Origin of the sequence: Streptomyces litchfieldiae, from assembly GCF_031845365.1 — a bacterium.
GTDB classification, from domain to species: Bacteria; Actinomycetota; Actinomycetes; order Streptomycetales; family Streptomycetaceae; genus Streptomyces; species Streptomyces litchfieldiae.
The window spans coordinates 263,257-280,099 of record NZ_JAVREL010000001.1; the positions used below are offsets into that span (position 1 = coordinate 263,257).

Sequence of the window (16,843 nt, forward strand, 5' to 3'; positions counted from 1 at the left end):
ACTCATGACGGGCCCGAACTTTCAATTCACGCAAGGAGAAGTGGTAGCGAAGGCTGGCGGCGCGGATCCGTGGGCTACGCAGACCAAGTTCAGCAACGAAATCGACATTCCTGCCATGCTCCGTGCCGGGCTTGCGTTGCGTGAGGCGGCCGAGGGGGCGCGTGAGGTCAAGGATCTCGCCGCGAGCGCCGATGCGATCTCGGAGTCTTCCGCGAGCCAGAACGGCGCCCCGCTCGCTGCCTCGGCCGACCGGTCCAACGAGACCGGCCGGAACGTGCAGGAGGAGCGGATCAACCAGGCGGTCGACTACAACTTCCGGGCCATGGGCACCGCGTCCACCACGAAGGCCTCGGTCGAGGAGGAGGTGACCGGCCCGAACGGCCTGGACACCAGGGTCCAGAACTACGGAAGGGAGGCGCAGGCCGACTGGGACTACTGGGAGACGTTGCGCCAGGAACTCGACGGGCAATTCCGGAACGCCCCCCCGACGGCGGTCCTGCCGACCGTGGTTCACAAGGGCCGCCAGGTGAAGTTCGGACGGCTGGCGGATGACACGGTCACGCTCCCGCCCGAGCTGCCCGCCCAGATTCGGGAGGACTATCTCACGATCGCCGGGAATGACGCCCGCGACACCGACGGACGCATCAACGAATCGATCACGACGTACCGCCGTGCATTGATGGAGATGGCGGCCACTCTGAGCGAGTCGGGATACGACGTGGCATCGGGTCCGGTGGATCTGTTCACCAGCCCGGAGATGGCGCAGTGGGCCGCCGAGGGGCTCAACCAGGAAATGCAAAGGCCGGGGGGCCCCGACGAGCAGAACCTTGAGATGTACACCCAGGGGCTGGAGGCGATCACGGGCGGCGTCTTCGGGGATCCGCACGTCCCGGGGAAGGATGCCCAGCGAGACCTGACGCCCCAAGAGAGCACGTATCTGCAGAGGTTCTTCAACACAGCGACCGCCGATTCACTCGCGAAGCTTGGGTTGTCGGAAGACCTCGGCGGCTTCGCGAAACAGAACGTCGCCAACGGCATCGACATGCTGATGAACCCGGACATCGGCGGCATCAACACGTCGGGTACCGGAGGCACGCAGCAGGTTCCCGACTCCATCCGCGAGTACCTCTACGGCTACGGCCAGCGCGTCACCGACCAGGCCAGCGTCGACCGGTTCAACGGCTTCGGCAAGCTGATGGACAGCTCCGCTCTCACGCCCGGTGGCGACTTCGCCCGCGCCCTGGGCACCGCGGCCCTTGACGTGCAGCAGGCCGTCGACCGCGTGAACGCCGTCTCCCCTGACGTGGCGGAGAACGCGGCCGGGGGCGACACGGAAGCACTCTCGGCCCCGGACGAGCCGCTGCGGCTCACCGGCAGCAGCGACCTGCTCTCCCACACGGCCCTGAATCAGGAGGCCTCGATCGACCTCCTGGGCACCTCGCAAGCTACCCGCGAGGGGCTGCTCACGGCCGAGTGGCAGGACGGCCAGGGCATCGCCGATGTCATACACAGCGCCATCCAGCCCGGCGAGAACGGGACGCTGACCGCCGAGCAGAAGGCCGCCGCCGACGGCGTCCTCAACTTCTACACCGACAACCCCGACGAGCTCATCGCGGACTGGACCGAGGACCAATTCGCTCCCCGCATCCCACTCGACGCCGTTCCCATTCAAGGCGCCGTGGCCGAAACCGCGCTACGCCGCATGGACGACATCGTCGGCCTCCGCCAACCGCACCCTCAGTACTCGGAGGAGGACATGTACGGGGTATTCAGCCTCATGGCCGCTTCCGATCCGACGGTCAACGAATACTTCAAGACCGGCGTCAACGCCACTCAGTACGACCTGGCATACGACCTCTACTCCGGCGCCACCACGGACAAGACCAACGTTCTGCAGAACATCGGCGACCTCAACCAGCTCGTCAGCTGGGGCGAGCAGGACGTCAAACAGCATTACCAGGACCGCGAGGACAAGGAGGCGAAGTTGCAGCGGGACCTCACCATCGCGTCCGCCGGCGCCGCGCTCAGTCTCGGCGGGCTGGCGGGCGGTCCGGTCGCCGTCGGCGCGTCGCTGTCGGGAGCGGGCCTTGGAGTGGCGATACCCGGTTTCGGCGAGTTCGAGGCACAGGCCCCCAAGGTGCTGGCCGAATACCAGCTCGTACAGGGCCCCACCAACACCGAGTTGATGCAGCACGCGCTGGTCGCCGGTGCTGCCGCCGCGCGCGGGGAGAACATCACCGTGCCGGACGCCGACACCCTCCTCCGCTCGTACGAAGGCGCCACAGGCTCCCGCGTCCTCAACTTCCATGTGAACCAGGCCCAGGACGCGCTGGGCCTCGCGGACGACGTCGACCTGGCCACCACGGGGTCCGGGTTCGTGCCGCCCTTCAGCGAGCATGACGGTCGGGTCGCGGCGGAACGCTTGAAGCGCCCCGGACAGGTCGAGGGGTGAGAGACGTGACCACCCCCACCGCCCTCTTCCGCCGCCCCCCGCGCGCCGCGCAGCCCGTCGCGCCCGATCAGGAGCTCGTCGTCCAGGCGCCGCCGGAACTGCCGCAGCCGGAGGACGCGAACGCCTGGATGATGGCGCTGCCCGCGCTGAGCGGGCTGGGCTCCGTGATGTACATGCTGACGATGGGGCGCGGCCCCATCGGCTACATCGTCGGGGCGATGTTCCTCTTCTCCTGTCTCGCCATGGTCGTCGGGTCCGTCGTCTGGCACCGGGCCAAGACTCGGGCCGTCGCGCGCAACGACCGGCGGGAGTACTTGCGTTATCTGGAGCGCACGCGCGTCGAGGTGCGGCGGACGGCGCAGGCGCAGCGGGAGGCGCTGGAGTGGAACGCGCCGGAGCCGGGGACGCTGTGGGCCCTGGCCGAGAGCCGGCGGCTGTGGGAACGGCGGGCCGGCGACGCGGACTTCGGGGTGGTGCGGGTCGGGGCCGGGCCGCGGTATCTGGCGACGCCGCTGGTGGCGGCCGAGACCGCGCCGGTGGAGGACCTGGATCCGCTGAGCGCGGTGGCGCTGCGGCGGTTCGTGGACACGCACGCGGTGGTGCCGGACCTGCCGTTGCAGGTGGCGATGCGGCGCTTCGCCGCCCTGGCGCTCTCCGGCGACGGGGCGCGGGCGCTGGCCCGCGCGGTGGTGGCGCACGCGGTGACGTTCCACTCCCCCAAGGACCTGCGGGTCGTGGTCTGCACGGGCGACATCGACGCGGGCGAGTGGTCCTGGGCGAAGTGGCTGCCGCACGCCCACCACCCGCAGGACGTCGACCACGTCGGGCCGGTGCGGATGATGCACCCGAGCCTGGGTGTGCTGGAGGAGTGGCTGGGCCCGGAGCTGACCCGCCGCACCCGGTTCAACCGCAACGCCGAGCCGGACCCCGAGCTGCCGCACCTCCTCGTCGTGCTCGACGGCGGCCTGGTCACCGGCCTGGAGGCACTGCTCGACCCGGGCGGGCTCCAGGCGGTCACCGTGCTGGAGGTGAACGGGCGCGCGGCCGAGCCGCTGGCGGAGGGCCACGGCGTGCGGCTGGAGACCGACGGCGGCGCGCTCGCCGTGGTGGCGGGCGAGACGCGGGACGAACTGGGGCGGGCCGACGGGCTGTCGGTCACGGAGGCGGAGGCCTTGGCGCGCCGGCTGGGGCGGTACCGCGTGGACCTGGGCGCCACGGCCGCCGACGCCGAGGACCTGACCAGCGTCGTCAACACCCTGCCCAGCCTGCTGGGCATCGCCGACCCCGGCCAGCTCGACCTGGCGACGCTGTGGCGGCACCGCCCGATGCGGGACCGGCTGCGGGCGCCGCTGGGCGTCTCGGCCGACGGCGGGCTGCTGGAGCTGGACATCAAGGAGTCGGCGCAGAACGGCATGGGCCCGCACGGACTTCTGGTCGGCGCCACCGGTTCCGGCAAGTCCGAGCTGCTGCGCACCCTGGTGCTGGGGATGACGGCGACGCACCCGCCCGACCACCTCAACCTCGTCCTGGTGGACTTCAAGGGCGGCGCGACGTTCGCGGGCATGGCCGAACTGCCGCACGTGGCGGCCGTCATCACCAACCTCGAGGACGACCTGAGCATGGTCGACCGCATGCAGGAGGCCCTCGCCGGCGAGATCAACCGCCGTCAGGAGGTGCTGCGCGACGCGGGCAACCTCGTCTCCGTCCGCGACTACGAGCGCGCCCGCCAGCGCGGCGCGAACCTGCCGCCGCTGCCCAGCCTGTTCATCGTCGTCGACGAGTTCTCCGAACTCCTCGCGCAGAAGCCGGACTTCGCCGACCTGTTCGCGCAGATCGGGCGGCTGGGCCGGTCGCTGGGCCTGCACCTCCTCCTCGCCTCACAGCGGCTGGACGAGGGACGCCTGCGCGGCCTGGAGGCGCACCTGTCCTACCGCATCGGACTGCGGACGTTCTCCGAGTCCGAGAGCCGCACCGCCATCGGTGTGCCGGACGCCCACCGCCTGCCCAACGCCCCGGGACACGGCTTCCTGAAGACGGACACGGCCACGCTGCGGCGTTTCCGGGCCGCCTACGTCTCCGGCCCCTACCGCACCGGCGAGGACGGCGGCGGCACGGCGCTCACCGGCGCGCTCGGCGTGCGCCGGTTCCCCGCCGGATACGTGCCCGTGCCGGCCGAGCAGCGTCCCGAGCCGGAGCCCGAACCGGCCCCGGAGCCGGACGAGTTCGGCGAGGACGAGGAGCTGGACACCACCGTGCTGAGCGTCATGGTCGACCGCATGGCCGGGCAGGCGCCGCGCGCCCACCAGGTGTGGCTGCCGCCCCTGGACGAGCCGGAGCCGCTGGACGCCCTCCTCGGCGACCTCGCGGTGCGCGAGGGGCGCGGCTTCGGCAGCTCCCCCGCGCGCGGCCCGCTGACCGCGCGCATCGGCGTCGTGGACCGGCCCTTCCACCAGCGCCGCGACCCGCTGGAGATCGACCTGTCCGGCGCTGGCGGGCACGCCGCGATCGTCGGCGGCCCGCTCAGCGGAAAGTCCACGGCGGTGCGGGCGTTGATCGCCTCCCTCGCGCTGCGCCACACCCCCGAGGAGGCGCAGTTCTACTGCCTGGACTTCTCCGGCACGCTGTTCGCGCTCGCCGGCCTGCCGCACGTCGGCGGCGTCGCCGGCCGCACCGACACCGAGCTGGTCAACCGCACCGTCGCCGAGGTGCTGGAGATGCTGCAGACGCGCGAGACCCGCTTCCGCGAGCTGGGCGTCGAGTCGATGGCCGGCGTCCGGGCCGCCCGGGCCGAGGGGCGGCTGCTGGACGAGCCGTTCGGCGACGTGTTCCTGGTCGTCGACGGCTGGCAGGTGCTGCGGCAGAGCTTCCCCGAGATCGAGGACGTGCTGATGGGCGTGGCCGGGCGGATGCTGACGTACGGCATCCACCTGGTGGTCACCGGCAACCGGTGGATGGACATGCGCATGGCCCTGCGCGATCTCATCGGCACCAAGGTGGAGTTGAAGCTCGGCGACGCGCTGGACTCCGAGGTGGACCGCAAGTTGCAGCGCGACGTGCCCGCCGACCGCCCGGGGCGCGGCCTCAGCCCGGAGAAGCTGCACTTCCTGGTGGCGGTGCCGCGCGTGGACGGCGTCCGCTCCCCCGACGGCCTCGCCGACGGCGTCGCCGACCTGGTGCGGCGCGTCGACGAGGCGTGGCACGGGCCGCGCGCGCCGAAGGTGCGGCTGCTGCCCACCGTCTGGCGCCCGGCCGAGCTGCCCGCGGCGTTCTCGCCCGGCGTCGCGATCGGCGTGGAGGGCAACCGCCTGGAGCCGGTCGTGCTCACCCCGGGCGAGGACGCGGGCCTGATCGTCGTCGGCGACAGCGAGACCGGCAAGACGGGTCTGCTGCGGGCGGTGGCGCGTCAGGTCATCGTGGGATACGCCCCCGAGCAGGCGAAGATCGTGGTGCTCGACCACCGGATGACGATGCTGCGGGAGTTCGACGGCCCGCACCTGCTGGGCTACTCCACGACCCTGGAGCGTTCGATGGAGGTCGTCGGCGGGCTGGCCGACGGGCTGAAGAAGCGGGTGCCGGGCCCGGACATCACGCCCGAGCAGTTGCGGAACCGCTCCTGGTGGACCGGCCCGGAGATCTACCTCCTCGTGGACGACTACGACCTGGTCGCCACCTCCCGGGGCAACCCGCTCGCCCCGCTGCTGGACTTCCTGCCGCACGCCCGGGCCATGGGGCTGAACGTCTTCGTCACCCGCCAGGCCGGCGGTGCGGGCCGGGCCGTGCTGGAGCCGGTGCTGGGGCGGATGAAGGAGCTGAACTTCCCCGCCGTGCTGCTCAGCATCCCCAAGGACGAGTTGCCCATCTGGGGGGTCAAGCCCGCCCAGCGCGCCCGGGGCCGGGGCCTGCTGCTGCACCGCAGGCTCGGCAACGTGCCCGTGCAACTCGCGCACGAGGACTCGCCCCAGACGCCGGCGACCCCCCACCGGACAGCCCACTGACCGCGCAGACCACGTAGGGACCGATGAGCCATGAGTGCCAGCCTCACCCACCACCCGCCCGCACCCGCACCCGCTCCCTCCCCCGACCCCGCGGCCCGGACGCGCGTCACGGCGCAGGCCGGAACGGCGTTCGTCCGCATCGGCCTCGCCGGGCCGTCCGGGCGGGCGGACCTCGCCGTCCCCGCGGCCGTGCCGCTCGCGCCGCTGCTGCCGACGCTGCTGCACCACACCGGCGAGGACCCCGGCCCCGACGGCGGGGTCCGGCACGGCGGCTGGGTGCTGCGCCGCGCCGACGGCACCCGGCTGGACGCCGCCGCCTCCCTCGGCGAACAGGGCGTCACCGAGGGCGACCTGCTCTTCCTCGCCCATGGCAACGCGGACGCCACCCCGCCGCTCTACGACGACGTCGTCGAGGTCATCGGCGAGCATGGCGTCCGCACCACCTGGCCCGCCCGGGCCACCCGGTACGGCGCCGCCGCGCTGACGGCCCTGGCCCTGCTGACCGGCTGCGCCGCGTTCGCCGTGGCCCCGGGAGCGGTGCCCGGCTGGCTGGCGCTGACCACGGCGGTCCTCGCCCTGGCGGTGGGCGTGCTGGCGTCGCGCGGCTTCGACGACGTGCACGCGGGAACGTTCGCCGGCCTGCTGGCCGTGCCGCCCGCCGTGGTGGGCGCGGTGCGGCTGCTCGGCGCGGAGCACGACGCGAGCGGCCTGGGCTCCGAACACCTGCTGCTGGCCTGCGCGATGGTGGCCGTGTTCGGCGTGCTGGGGCCGGTGCTGGTGGGCGGCGGGGACGGGGCGTTCGCCGCGCTGGTCGTCGCGGGCCCGCTGGGCGCCGTGGGGGCCGTCATCTGCACCATCTGGCGCGACGTCACCCCGACGGAGGCCGCCTCGGTCGCCGGCCCGCTCGCGCTGGCGCTGACCACGCTGTGGCCCACCGTCGCGTTGCGCGTGGCCCGCATCCCCACCCCCCAACTGGCTGCCACCACGGAGGAGTTGGAACGCCTCCCCAGCCAGCTCGCGCATGAGCAACTGACGGCGCGGGTCACCGCCGCCCGCCGGGTGCTCGGCGGCATGATCCTCGGCAGCCACCTGGTGGCGGGCGGGGCGACGCTGTGGCTCTTCGCCGCCACCGAGCTGTGGGCGGGTGTGCTGGGCGGCACGCTGACCGTGCTGATGCTGCTGCGGGCCCGGCTGTTCAAGGAGCTGGGACAGGTCGCGACGGCGCTGGCGACGGCGCTCGCCGCGGCCGCCGGGGCGGCGGTGTTCACGGTGACCGACCGGGCCGCGCAGACGGCGCCGCTGCTGGGCGTGCTCGTCCCGGTGGTCCTGACGGTCACCCTGGTCGCCGGCGGCGTCGGCCTCGCGGCCGGCCGCCGCCGCCCGAACCCCCGGCTGGCCCGGACGCTGGACGTGCTGGAGACCACGCTGCTGGTGGCCGTGGTGCCGTTCGTCCTGGCGGTGTGGGAGGTCTACGGCGCTCTTCTGAACATGAGGGCGTGAGGGCCATGAGCGACGCGAAGTCCGCCCTCCCCACCGTGTTCGCGCTTCTCGCCACCGCGCTGTCCGCCGTCGCGCTGCCCACCACCCCCGCCGCCGCCGCGGAGCCGTGCCGCACGCAGGTGACCGGCGAGGAGATGCCCGAGGGCGCCGACCCCCACCCCCTCATCGCCCAGCTCGGACTGCACCAGACGTGGGACCTGTCCACCGGCGCCCGCGTCACCGTCGCCGTCATCGACTCCGGCGTGGACGCCAGACATCCCGACCTCGACGGGCAGGTGGACAGGGGCAGCGAGTTCACCACCGTGCTCGACGAGCGCGAGTTCGAGAAGAGCAACCCCGCGCCGCGGCAGGACTGCGAGGGCCACGGCACCGCCGTCGCCGGGCTCATCGCCGCCCGGCGCTCCCACGGCGACCGCATGGCCGGGGTCGCCCCGGACGCCACCGTCTACCCCGTCCGCATCGCCGACGGCGTGGACCGGGCCACCCCCCGCACGCTGGCCGCCGCCATCGACGACGCCGTGGCCGCCGGCGCCGGCGTCATCAACCTCTCGCTCGCCGTGCCCGTCGACCACGAGCCGATCCGCAACGCCATCGAGCGCGCCCTCGACGCGGACGTCCTGGTCGTCGCGGCGGCGGGCAACGAGGGCAACGCCAAGATGTACCCCGCCGCCTACGACGGGGTGCTGGCCGTCGGCGCCGTCGGCATCGACGGCCAGCCGCTGGACTCCTCCAACGCCGGCCCCTGGGTGGACCTCGCCGCGATCGGCGAGGATGTCGTGGTCGTGGCCCCCACCGGCGAGGGCTACCGGGCGGTGGACGGCACCAGCTTCGCCGCCGCGCAGGTGTCCGGCGCCGCCGCGCTGGTCCGCTCCCGCTTCCCCGACCTGACGGCCGAGCAGGTGGCCGAGCGGCTGACCGGCTCCGCCACGCCCCTGGGCGGCGGGCCCAACGACCGCACCGGCGCCGGACTGGTCGATCCTTTCGGCGCGCTGACCCACCTTGAGGGAGACGGAGGGGGCGACGGCGACGAGGCATCCGCCGGCCGCATCCCCGCCCAGGCGCTGCCGGGCGACGAACCGCCGCTCAGCTCCAGCGCCGTCACCGGACTGGCCGTCAGCGGCGTGCTGCTGCTGACCGTGCTCCTCGTGCTGCTGGCCGCGCCGGGGGTGCGCCGGGCGGTCCGGCGCAACTGGCGGGCCGGCACCGCGCCGGGACGGACCGCACCCCTCGGACCGCGGCAAGGACCGCCGCGGGAGCCGTCGAACGCCCCGGGCCCGCCCGCCGCCAGCCTCGCGTGGCTGGACAGCGGCGGCGAGGAGCAGACCCGCAATCGGACCGCGAACCCGACCCGGAATCGGATGTAGCCATGGCCACAACACGCGAACAGGCGGAGGCGTACGCGTACGCCAACCGCCGGATGAGCACCAGCCTCCTCCGGGGGGCGGACGAGGCCCGCCTCGACCCCCGCCGCCGCCTGAACCGGTCGCTGAGCGCCGGAATCGCGGTCGGCGTCCTCGTCATGGCCGGGTTCGGCGTCGCCGGCTGGCTCGGCGGCGGCCGCGGCCCGGCGCTGCCGGCCAACGGCGCGGTGGTGGTCGGCGACAGCGGCGACTCCTACGTGGTCGCCGAGGGCGTGGCCCACCCCGCCCTCAACCTCGCCTCCGCCCTGCTGGCCGGCGGCGGCCAGCTCACCGAGGTGCGGCAGGCGACCCTGGACGAGGCGGCGCGCGGGCTGCCGGTCGGCATCCCCGGGGCCCCGGACGCGCTGCCGGAGGCCGACGATCTGCTGGACGGGGACTGGACGTTGTGCGCCACGCCCGCCGAGACCGGCGGCGACCCGGTGCAGACCGCCCTGTACATCTCCGTGCCGGGCGTGCCCACCGGGGACGCCGGGGGCAGCGGGCCGACGCTGCTCGTGGAGACGGAGGACGGCGGCCTGTGGCTGCTGACCGGGGGCCGGCGGCACGCCGTCGAACCGGCCGTCCGGGACCTGCTCGGCCTGCTCCGGCAGCCCGTGCGGCTGCCCGCCGGGATCATCGCCACCGTCCCAGAGGGGCCGGAGATCACCATCCCCGACCCCGGCTCCGGCACCGGGGAGGAACCGGCGGCCGAGCTGCCCTTCGAGGCGACCGTCGGCGACATCGCCCACACCGACGACAACGGCGAGGCCCGCCAGTACTACCTGGTGCGCCGGGACGGGCTGGTCCCCATCTCCGGGCTGGTCCACACCCTGCTGTCCGGCGAGGCCGAGCGGGACCACCTGATCAGCTTCTCGGACGCCGCCCAGGCGCCGCGTTCCAGTGGCGATCCCGGCAACCCGGCCTGGCCCCAGGAGGTGCCCGAGGCCCAGGTGCTGGAACGCAACCAGCCCGTCTGTGTCAGCACGCCGCCCGGCAGCCAGCCGGGCAACGCGCCCTGGCGGGCCACCGTCCACCTGCCGGGGACCATGCCCGCCCCCGAGGACACGGTGCCCGTCGAGGCCCAGGACGGGGGCCGGCTCGGCCTGCTGGACCGGATCTATCTGCCGGCCGGCTCGGGCACCGTGGTCCGCGCCGTCACCTCGGCCGGCACCGGCGGCACCCACACGCTGATCACCGACGGCGGGACGGCGTACCCGCTGTCCTCGCCGGACGCCGTCGAACGCCTGGGCTACGACCCGGCCCGGGCGCCGTCCATGCCCACCGCCTATGTGGACCTGCTGCCGGTCGGTCCCGTCCTGGCACCGGAGGCGGCGGCCCAGGAGCGCGAGGGGGAGAGCGAATGAACGTGAGGAGAAGGCGCGTGGGATCCGGCGCCGCACAGGCGGGCCGCGCGCGGTCCCGCCGCGAACGTTTCCGCCGCGTCCGGTTCGGCCGGGCCCGGCTTGTGGCCGTGGAGGCCGGGCTCGGCGGCGTGGCGGCGGGCCTGGCCGTGCGGACCGCCTGGGGCGGCTGGGGCTATGTCCTCGTCGGCGCCGGAGTGCTGCTCGCGGTGGGGTCGTTGGTGAGGTTCCGCGGGGACTGGGCGGACCGGCGGGTGCTGGCCCGGCTGCGCCGGGGCCAGCTGGCCGTCACTCCCCCGGGCTCCGGCGGCCCGGACGGGGACCTGGGCGTGGCGCAGACGCTGCTGCCCGCCCTCTCCGTGACGGAGGTCGCCGACCGCAACGTCCCCGCGCGCCGGGGGCACAGCCTCCCGGACTCCGAGGAGCCCGCGGGAGCCCTGGGCGTGGTGTCCGACGGTCGCGGCCACGCCGCCGTCGCCGCGTTCCCCGGCGGCGTGCTGCCCGCGCTGCCCGCCGAGATCGTGGCCCGGTGGCTGGCCGAGGACCCGGCCCGGCCGGCCGCGGCGCAGGTGGTGGTGGAGCAGTTCGGCGTGCCGTCCTGGGACTTCCACCACCGCTTCCGGCCCACCGTCGTCTACCGCCAACTGCCCGCCGGGGACCGCCCGGTCGCGGTACGGTCCTGGCTGGTGGTGCGGTACGAGCCGCTGGACGCGCCCGAGGCCACCGTCCGGCGCGGGGGCGGGGAGGACGGCGCGCGCGCCGCGGTGGTGGCGGCCGCCGCCCGGCTGCGCGCCCTCCTGGCCGCGCACGGCGCGCCGACCACGCCGCTGGACGCGGCCGAGGCGCGGCAGCTGCTGCGGCAGCTCGGCGATCCCCAGCCGGGCGGCACGGCGCGCTCGTCCAGTTGGGCGGGCGCGGCGGCCACGCACGCCACCCTCACCGCGAGCGTCACCTCCCAGAGCGACTGGCACCACCTCCTGTCCGGCATGAGCGGCTGCACCGCCGACCGCGTGGTCGCCGCGGCGACCCTCACGGCCGGGCCCACGGCGCCCGGGGAAGGCCCCGGACTCTGCGTCCGCGCCGCGGTGCGCGTGGTCAGTCCCCTCGCCCAGCACGCCACCGCCCAGCGCGACCGGCTGGAGGCGGCGGGCGTCGCCGGCCCGCCGGCGACCGACCAGGCCGCCGGACTGCTGGCCACCCTGCCGCTGGCCTACCCCTCCCGCTCCCTCGACGAGGCGACCGGCTTCGCGACCCCAGGAGACAGGTGAGAACGATGAGCGCTCCCGAACCCACCACCCTCGACCTGGCCCCTCGGGGCCGCGTCCCGTCCGAGCCCCGCACCATCGCCCTCATCCCGCCCCGCCCGCGGCCCCCCGGCCCCGGCGGACCGGTGCCCGCGCGGCCGGCGCCCGACCAACCCCCGCTCCCGACGCCCGACCTGGCCACCCTCCCGGAGGCCGGCTGGCGCGACGACACCGGGACGCCGTTCGCGCTCACGCCCGCCCGCTTCGGCATCCACCTGGGCACCGCCCGCGACGGCCGGCCCGTGGCGCTGCCCTGCCCCAGGCCGGAGGCGATCTGTATCGCGGTCCTGGGCGAGCCGCTCTTCGGCCGCCTGGTCGCGCTGCGCCTGCTGGCCACCGGCGCGATGGTCACCGCCGCGACCAGGGAGCCCGGGCCCTGGCGGGGCATCCGTCACGCGGCGGGCGAGCAACTGGCGTTCACCGACGACCCGGCCGCCTGGCCGCGGCACACCCCCGCCCCGCCCGGCGTGGACGCCGGGCCGCAGGCCCTCGTCAGCGACCAGCGCCGCCCGCCGCCCGCCGCCGTGACGGCCGGCCCCTGGCGAACCGTGCTGCACGTCGCGCCCAGCCTGCCGCGCGGCTCCGCCTTCTGGCGGCGTCCGCATGTCCTGCTCGCCCTGGGCGCCGAGCACGCCGAGGCCATCGGCCGCCTGCTCGGCCCGGAGGCCGCCCGGCTCACCTCCGGGCTCGCCCCCGGGGAGATCGTTCTCTTCCGCCCCACCGCGACCGAGATCCTCCGCCCGGACATCGCGCCCGGCGAGAACGCCCTCCTGACCCCCGGAGCACCACCTCTCCGGTGACCGCTCCCCGCTCAACCCGTCATGATGGTCCGCGACATGTCCCGGCCCGGTGGCCGCGTATCACACGCGAGCGGCGACACCGGTGAGGCGACCATGATCGAGGACGCTGGAGGCGGCGTTGAGGGAGGGGAGGACGGCAGTGGAAGCGTTGAATCCGGAGGATCCGTCGGCCATCGGCCCGTACCGGCTGCTGGGGCGGTTGGGCGAGGGCGGCATGGGGCGGGTGTTCCTGGGACGCTCGCCCAGCGGACGGATGGTCGCGGTCAAGGTCGTGCACAGCGAGCTGGCGCGGGAGCCCCACTTCCGGCGGCGGTTCCGCGCGGAGGTCGACGCGGCGCGGCGCGTCACGGGCATGTGGACGGCGCCGGTGCTGGACCACGACATCGAGTCGCCCGTCCCCTGGGTCGCCACCGGGTATGTGGTCGGGTCGCCGCTGCGGGAGGTGGTGGACTCGCTGCACGGGCCGCTGCCGGAACGCTCGGTGTGGGCACTGGCGTACGGCCTGGCCAGCGCGCTGCTGGCGGTCCACGGCAACGGGCTGATCCACCGTGACCTGAAGCCGTCGAACGTGATGGTGACACTGGAGGGGCCGAAGGTCATCGACTTCGGCATCGCGCGGTCGGTGGACGCCAGCGTGGTGACACGGACGGGCGGCATGGTCGGCTCCCCCGGTTACATGCCGCCCGAGCAGATCCGGGGCGACGAACTGACGGGCGCCGCGGACGTGTTCGCACTGGGCGCGGTGCTGGCGTACGCCGCGACCGGGATGTCCCCCTTCTCCTGGGACGGCGCGCCGACACACACCGTGATGCACCGGGTGCTGAACGAGGCGCCCCACCTCGGTCCGGAGGACGGACGGCTGAAGGGGGACCTGCGGACGCTCGTGCTCCACTGCCTGCTGAAGGACGCGAGTGAACGGCCGCCCCTCGCCGGGATCCCGCCGTTCGCGCGGAGGCGTGCCGGGAACGAGTACTGGCTGCCGTCGGGGCTCACGGCGCGGCTGGGGCAGGTCGCGGCGAATCTGCTCGCCTTCGAGGGCCCCGAGGCCGACCGGCCGCCCTCGTCGTGGGGCCCACAGCCGCCGTCGGCGCGGGATCCGCAGCTCCCCCCGGCGTCCTCCCCCTCCCTTCCGTCCGCGTCGGCCCTGCCCTCCGTGAGACCTGGTCAGACGACGATTGTCCCCGGCGGGTTCGGGATGTCCCCGGCGCCGTCGTCGTGGATGCCGCAGAACTCCCCGCCGTCCGCTCTCCCGGCGCCGCCCGCTCCCCCGGCGGCGCTGCCCCCGCCCCCGACGCGGACCCCCGCCACCTCCCCGTGGCCCCGGCCGTCCTCGCGGCGCCGGGGGCCGGCACGGTACGCGCTGGCGGCGGCGGCCGGAGTGGTGGCGCTGTCCCTGGCCACCTGGCTGATCGTGGCCAACGTGGCGGGCGGCGACGACGACCCGCGGGCGGGCGGCACCAGCGAGGGCACCAGCGACGATGCCAACGCCGAACGACGGTCCCTGATCGGCGACCCCCGCACCGCCGACGTGTGCGCTCTGACCAACACCGACGCGTTCGCCGAATTCGGCCTGGCCGAAACGGACGTGGACTACGGGAACTTCCATGTCTGCGAACTGCACATCCGTGACGGGGACACCCGCATCGACGTGCAGACCTACCTTCGCCGGGGCGGGCCGCCCGAGGGGTCCCAGCCCGCCGACCCCATCGGGACGATCGGCGTCGTCGAGGCCGAGCCGAAGGCCGACGAGTGCGGACGCGTGCTGCTCCCGCCCGACGACGGCGCGGACGGCATTCTGGTCGGAATCCGCGCCAACCTGGAGGGGAAGGGCGAGGTGGCCGGGGGCGACGCGACGCTGTGCGAGATCGCCGACGCTGCCGCCCGGAGCGCGGCCGACGTTCTGAACCAGGGGCCGGTTCCCCGGCGTTCACCGGCGTACCCGGAGAACTCGCTGGCCTGGGTGAACGCCTGCGAGCTGCTCGGCGACGCGACGCTGGCCAACGCGGGCCTGGACGCCGATCCGGAGGCCGGCGTCGGCGACTGGGAGTGCGAGTGGTCCGGCGACACCGACGAACTGACGGCGGTGGCGGGCTTCCACCGCGACCAGCCCAAGGACGGCGAGCGCGTCCGGCTCGGCGACTACGACGCCATCGTCGAGTCGGAGGACAGCGGCGACGAATGCACGGTCTTCCTCGAATACCGCGGATACGACGGGCAGAACGCCGAGCGGGCCGTCGAGATGCTGCGTTTGCGCGTCGAGGGTCAGCGTCCTGTCGAGGATCTGTGCGAGCTGGCCCGGGAGCTCACCAGCTCCGCCGCCGACCGGCTGCCCGCGCGCTGACGCCCGGCCACCGGCCGCGCCTTCCGGGTCCCGCCCCGGTCAGTCGCCGAGCAGATCCAGATCCGACTTGAGAATGGTGGTGCTGATCAGCAGCTCCATGATCAGGTTGTGATTCAGGGTGTTGCCGACCGGCGGCGGGACCTCATCCTCCAGGAGGCCGCGCACCGAGCGGCTGAGCCGCTTGCGCACGTTCGTCACGATGTGCGCCGCCCGGCGCTCGCTCCAGCGCTCCTCCGGCTGCAACTCGCTCAGCTCCGCGGCCACCTGTGCCCAGGTCAGCGGCTGCGGATAGGGCTCGTTGCGCACGTACCGCTGGCCGAGACAGACGAGCACCAGCTTCTCGACCGGGCTCAGCGGCCACACCTTGGGCCCCTGCGTCTTGGCCTCGTACTCGGCCCCCGGGACCGCCGACGGCGACGGCGCGGCGATCCGCACCTCGAGGAGGTGCTCCTGCCGCGGCCCGAGGATGAACAACGGCGTGTACCCGGTGGGCAGTTCGGCCCAGTCGCCGCTGAGCACCAGCCGCGAGGGAGAGAGCCGGATGGGCAGCCGGCCGACGTTGTGCAGGACCCAGCGTGTGTGATCGCGCGTGATGTGCCCGTGCTGCCGGCTGACATGCGGATCGTCCGCGCCGACGCAGACGTGCACATCGGGCTCGCTGCGCCCGAAGATCAGCGGAAACTGGGCGTCCGGTGCGACGCTCATGCCGCCGTTCACGCCCAGGGCGAAGAGCGTGCCGACCGGGACCGACGGCGGGAGCCCGCGCGTCAGACTGCCGAAGTCCCTGGGCAGGATGTTGACCTTGCTCGACGAACTGGGTACGGGCAACGTCACGGTTCATCCCCTCTCCGTGAGTCACCCCAAGATTACCCCCGGCTGCCGACACCCGGGAGGTCGCTGCGCTTGCGCGCGGATGACGAGGAAGTGGATCAACGGGAACCGCCGCGCGGCCGGTCCGCGCGAATTTCGGTTCGTGGGGCCGCGGGACGGCTGGGAGGATCCCGGCATGGGAACAGAGAACGCCGGCCCCGCCGGGGCCCGCAGCCGTGCCGGTCTCGCCGCGCTCATCGCCGCGGGCGTGCGGCCGAAGTGGCTGATGTTCTGGGGACACCGTCCCGCGCCTGACGGGGCGGCCGGGCCGGGGGTGCTCAGCCAGTGGTGGCCGTCCGGCTTCGTGGTGGACGGCGTCGCGTACGCCAGCGCCGAGCACTGGATGATGGCGGCGAAGGCCAGGCTGTTCGGCGACACGAGCAGGGCCGAGGCGATCCTCGCCGCGCGCACCCCGGCGGAGGCGAAGAACCTGGGCCGGCTGGTGCGCGGCTTCGACGAGGAGCGCTGGGCCGCGGCCCGGTTCGAGGTGGTCGTCGCGGGCAACGTCGCCAAGTTCGGCCAGGACCCGGCTCTCCGCGCGTACTTGCTGGGCACGCGGCAGCGGGTCCTGGTGGAGGCGAGCCCTCGGGACCGCGTGTGGGGCATCGGCCTGTCCGCCGAGGACGAGCGCGCCACCGATCCCGCGCGCTGGCCGGGGCAGAACCTCCTCGGTTTCGCCCTGATGGAGGCCCGTGCCCGGCTGGCCGGCCCGGCGGGCTAGGCACGGCCGCCGGCCGCCGAAATCGGTGGCGGGGCCCGGCGCCTGCTGGTTGGGTCCTCCCCAGGCGCGGACCCGGCGGGTCCGCCTCTGTTCGACCGA

10 protein-coding genes are annotated in these 16,843 nt (G+C 74.4%); 9 read left to right on the forward strand and 1 reads right to left on the reverse strand.

The window, feature by feature from the left end:
* The first annotated feature begins 4 nt into the window (after positions 1-4).
* The 8 genes from RM590_RS01245 (at position 5) to RM590_RS01280 (ending at position 15,153) form a co-directional block, all read left to right on the forward strand.
* Complete coding sequence (locus RM590_RS01245; protein ID WP_311702400.1) at positions 5-2,452, forward strand: hypothetical protein; 2,448 nt, start codon at positions 5-7, stop codon at positions 2,450-2,452.
* Positions 2,449-6,447 carry a type VII secretion protein EccCa gene (eccCa, locus tag RM590_RS01250; protein ID WP_394813753.1) on the forward strand — a complete coding sequence of 1,333 codons (3,999 nt, stop codon included), beginning with the start codon at positions 2,449-2,451 and terminating at the stop codon, positions 6,445-6,447. The genes RM590_RS01245 and eccCa overlap by 4 nt, the downstream gene beginning before the upstream one ends.
* 30 nt (positions 6,448-6,477) lie before the next feature.
* Entirely contained in the window at positions 6,478-7,947 is a 1,470-nt protein-coding gene (eccD, locus tag RM590_RS01255; RefSeq protein ID WP_311702403.1) for a type VII secretion integral membrane protein EccD, read from the forward strand.
* Positions 7,948-7,952: 5 nt separating this feature from the next.
* Positions 7,953-9,311 carry a type VII secretion-associated serine protease mycosin gene (gene mycP / locus RM590_RS01260; RefSeq protein ID WP_311702404.1) on the forward strand — a complete coding sequence of 453 codons (1,359 nt, stop codon included), beginning with the start codon at positions 7,953-7,955 and terminating at the stop codon, positions 9,309-9,311.
* A gap of 2 nt (positions 9,312-9,313) precedes the next feature.
* Positions 9,314-10,711 (forward strand): type VII secretion protein EccB, encoded by a 1,398-nt coding sequence (eccB, locus tag RM590_RS01265; protein ID WP_311702405.1) that lies wholly within the window; start codon positions 9,314-9,316, stop codon positions 10,709-10,711.
* A gap of 17 nt (positions 10,712-10,728) precedes the next feature.
* The gene (locus tag RM590_RS01270) at positions 10,729-11,976 is read left to right on the forward strand and encodes a type VII secretion protein EccE (protein ID WP_311702406.1); all 1,248 of its coding nucleotides are present in this window, start codon (positions 10,729-10,731) and stop codon (positions 11,974-11,976) included.
* 5 nt (positions 11,977-11,981) lie between these two features.
* Positions 11,982-12,812 (forward strand): hypothetical protein, encoded by an 831-nt coding sequence (locus RM590_RS01275; RefSeq protein WP_311702407.1) that lies wholly within the window; start codon positions 11,982-11,984, stop codon positions 12,810-12,812.
* 139 nt (positions 12,813-12,951) lie between these two features.
* Positions 12,952-15,153, forward strand: a complete 2,202-nt coding sequence (locus RM590_RS01280) for a serine/threonine-protein kinase (RefSeq protein WP_311702408.1) — start codon at positions 12,952-12,954, stop codon at positions 15,151-15,153.
* Between the two features lie 39 nt (positions 15,154-15,192).
* Here RM590_RS01280 and RM590_RS01285 read toward each other — a convergent pair whose 3' ends face one another.
* Positions 15,193-15,987 carry an FHA domain-containing protein gene (locus tag RM590_RS01285; RefSeq protein ID WP_311702410.1) on the reverse strand — a complete coding sequence of 265 codons (795 nt, stop codon included), beginning with the start codon at positions 15,985-15,987 and terminating at the stop codon, positions 15,193-15,195.
* A gap of 172 nt (positions 15,988-16,159) precedes the next feature.
* On the opposite strand from RM590_RS01285, the gene RM590_RS01290 reads away from it, so the two are divergent.
* Positions 16,160-16,744, forward strand: a complete 585-nt coding sequence (locus tag RM590_RS01290; protein WP_311702411.1) for an NADAR family protein — start codon at positions 16,160-16,162, stop codon at positions 16,742-16,744.
* Positions 16,745-16,843 lie beyond the last annotated feature (99 nt).

Coding starts and splice junctions, on each gene's coding strand:
- RM590_RS01290 (WP_311702411.1), top strand. CDS start 16,160: ATGGGAACAGAGAACGCCGGCCCCGCCGGGGCCCGCAGCCGTGCCGGT.
- RM590_RS01245 (WP_311702400.1), top strand. CDS start 5: ATGACGGGCCCGAACTTTCAATTCACGCAAGGAGAAGTGGTAGCGAAG.
- eccD (WP_311702403.1), top strand. CDS start 6,478: ATGAGTGCCAGCCTCACCCACCACCCGCCCGCACCCGCACCCGCTCCC.
- eccB (WP_311702405.1), top strand. CDS start 9,314: ATGGCCACAACACGCGAACAGGCGGAGGCGTACGCGTACGCCAACCGC.
- mycP (WP_311702404.1), top strand. CDS start 7,953: ATGAGCGACGCGAAGTCCGCCCTCCCCACCGTGTTCGCGCTTCTCGCC.
- RM590_RS01275 (WP_311702407.1), top strand. CDS start 11,982: ATGAGCGCTCCCGAACCCACCACCCTCGACCTGGCCCCTCGGGGCCGC.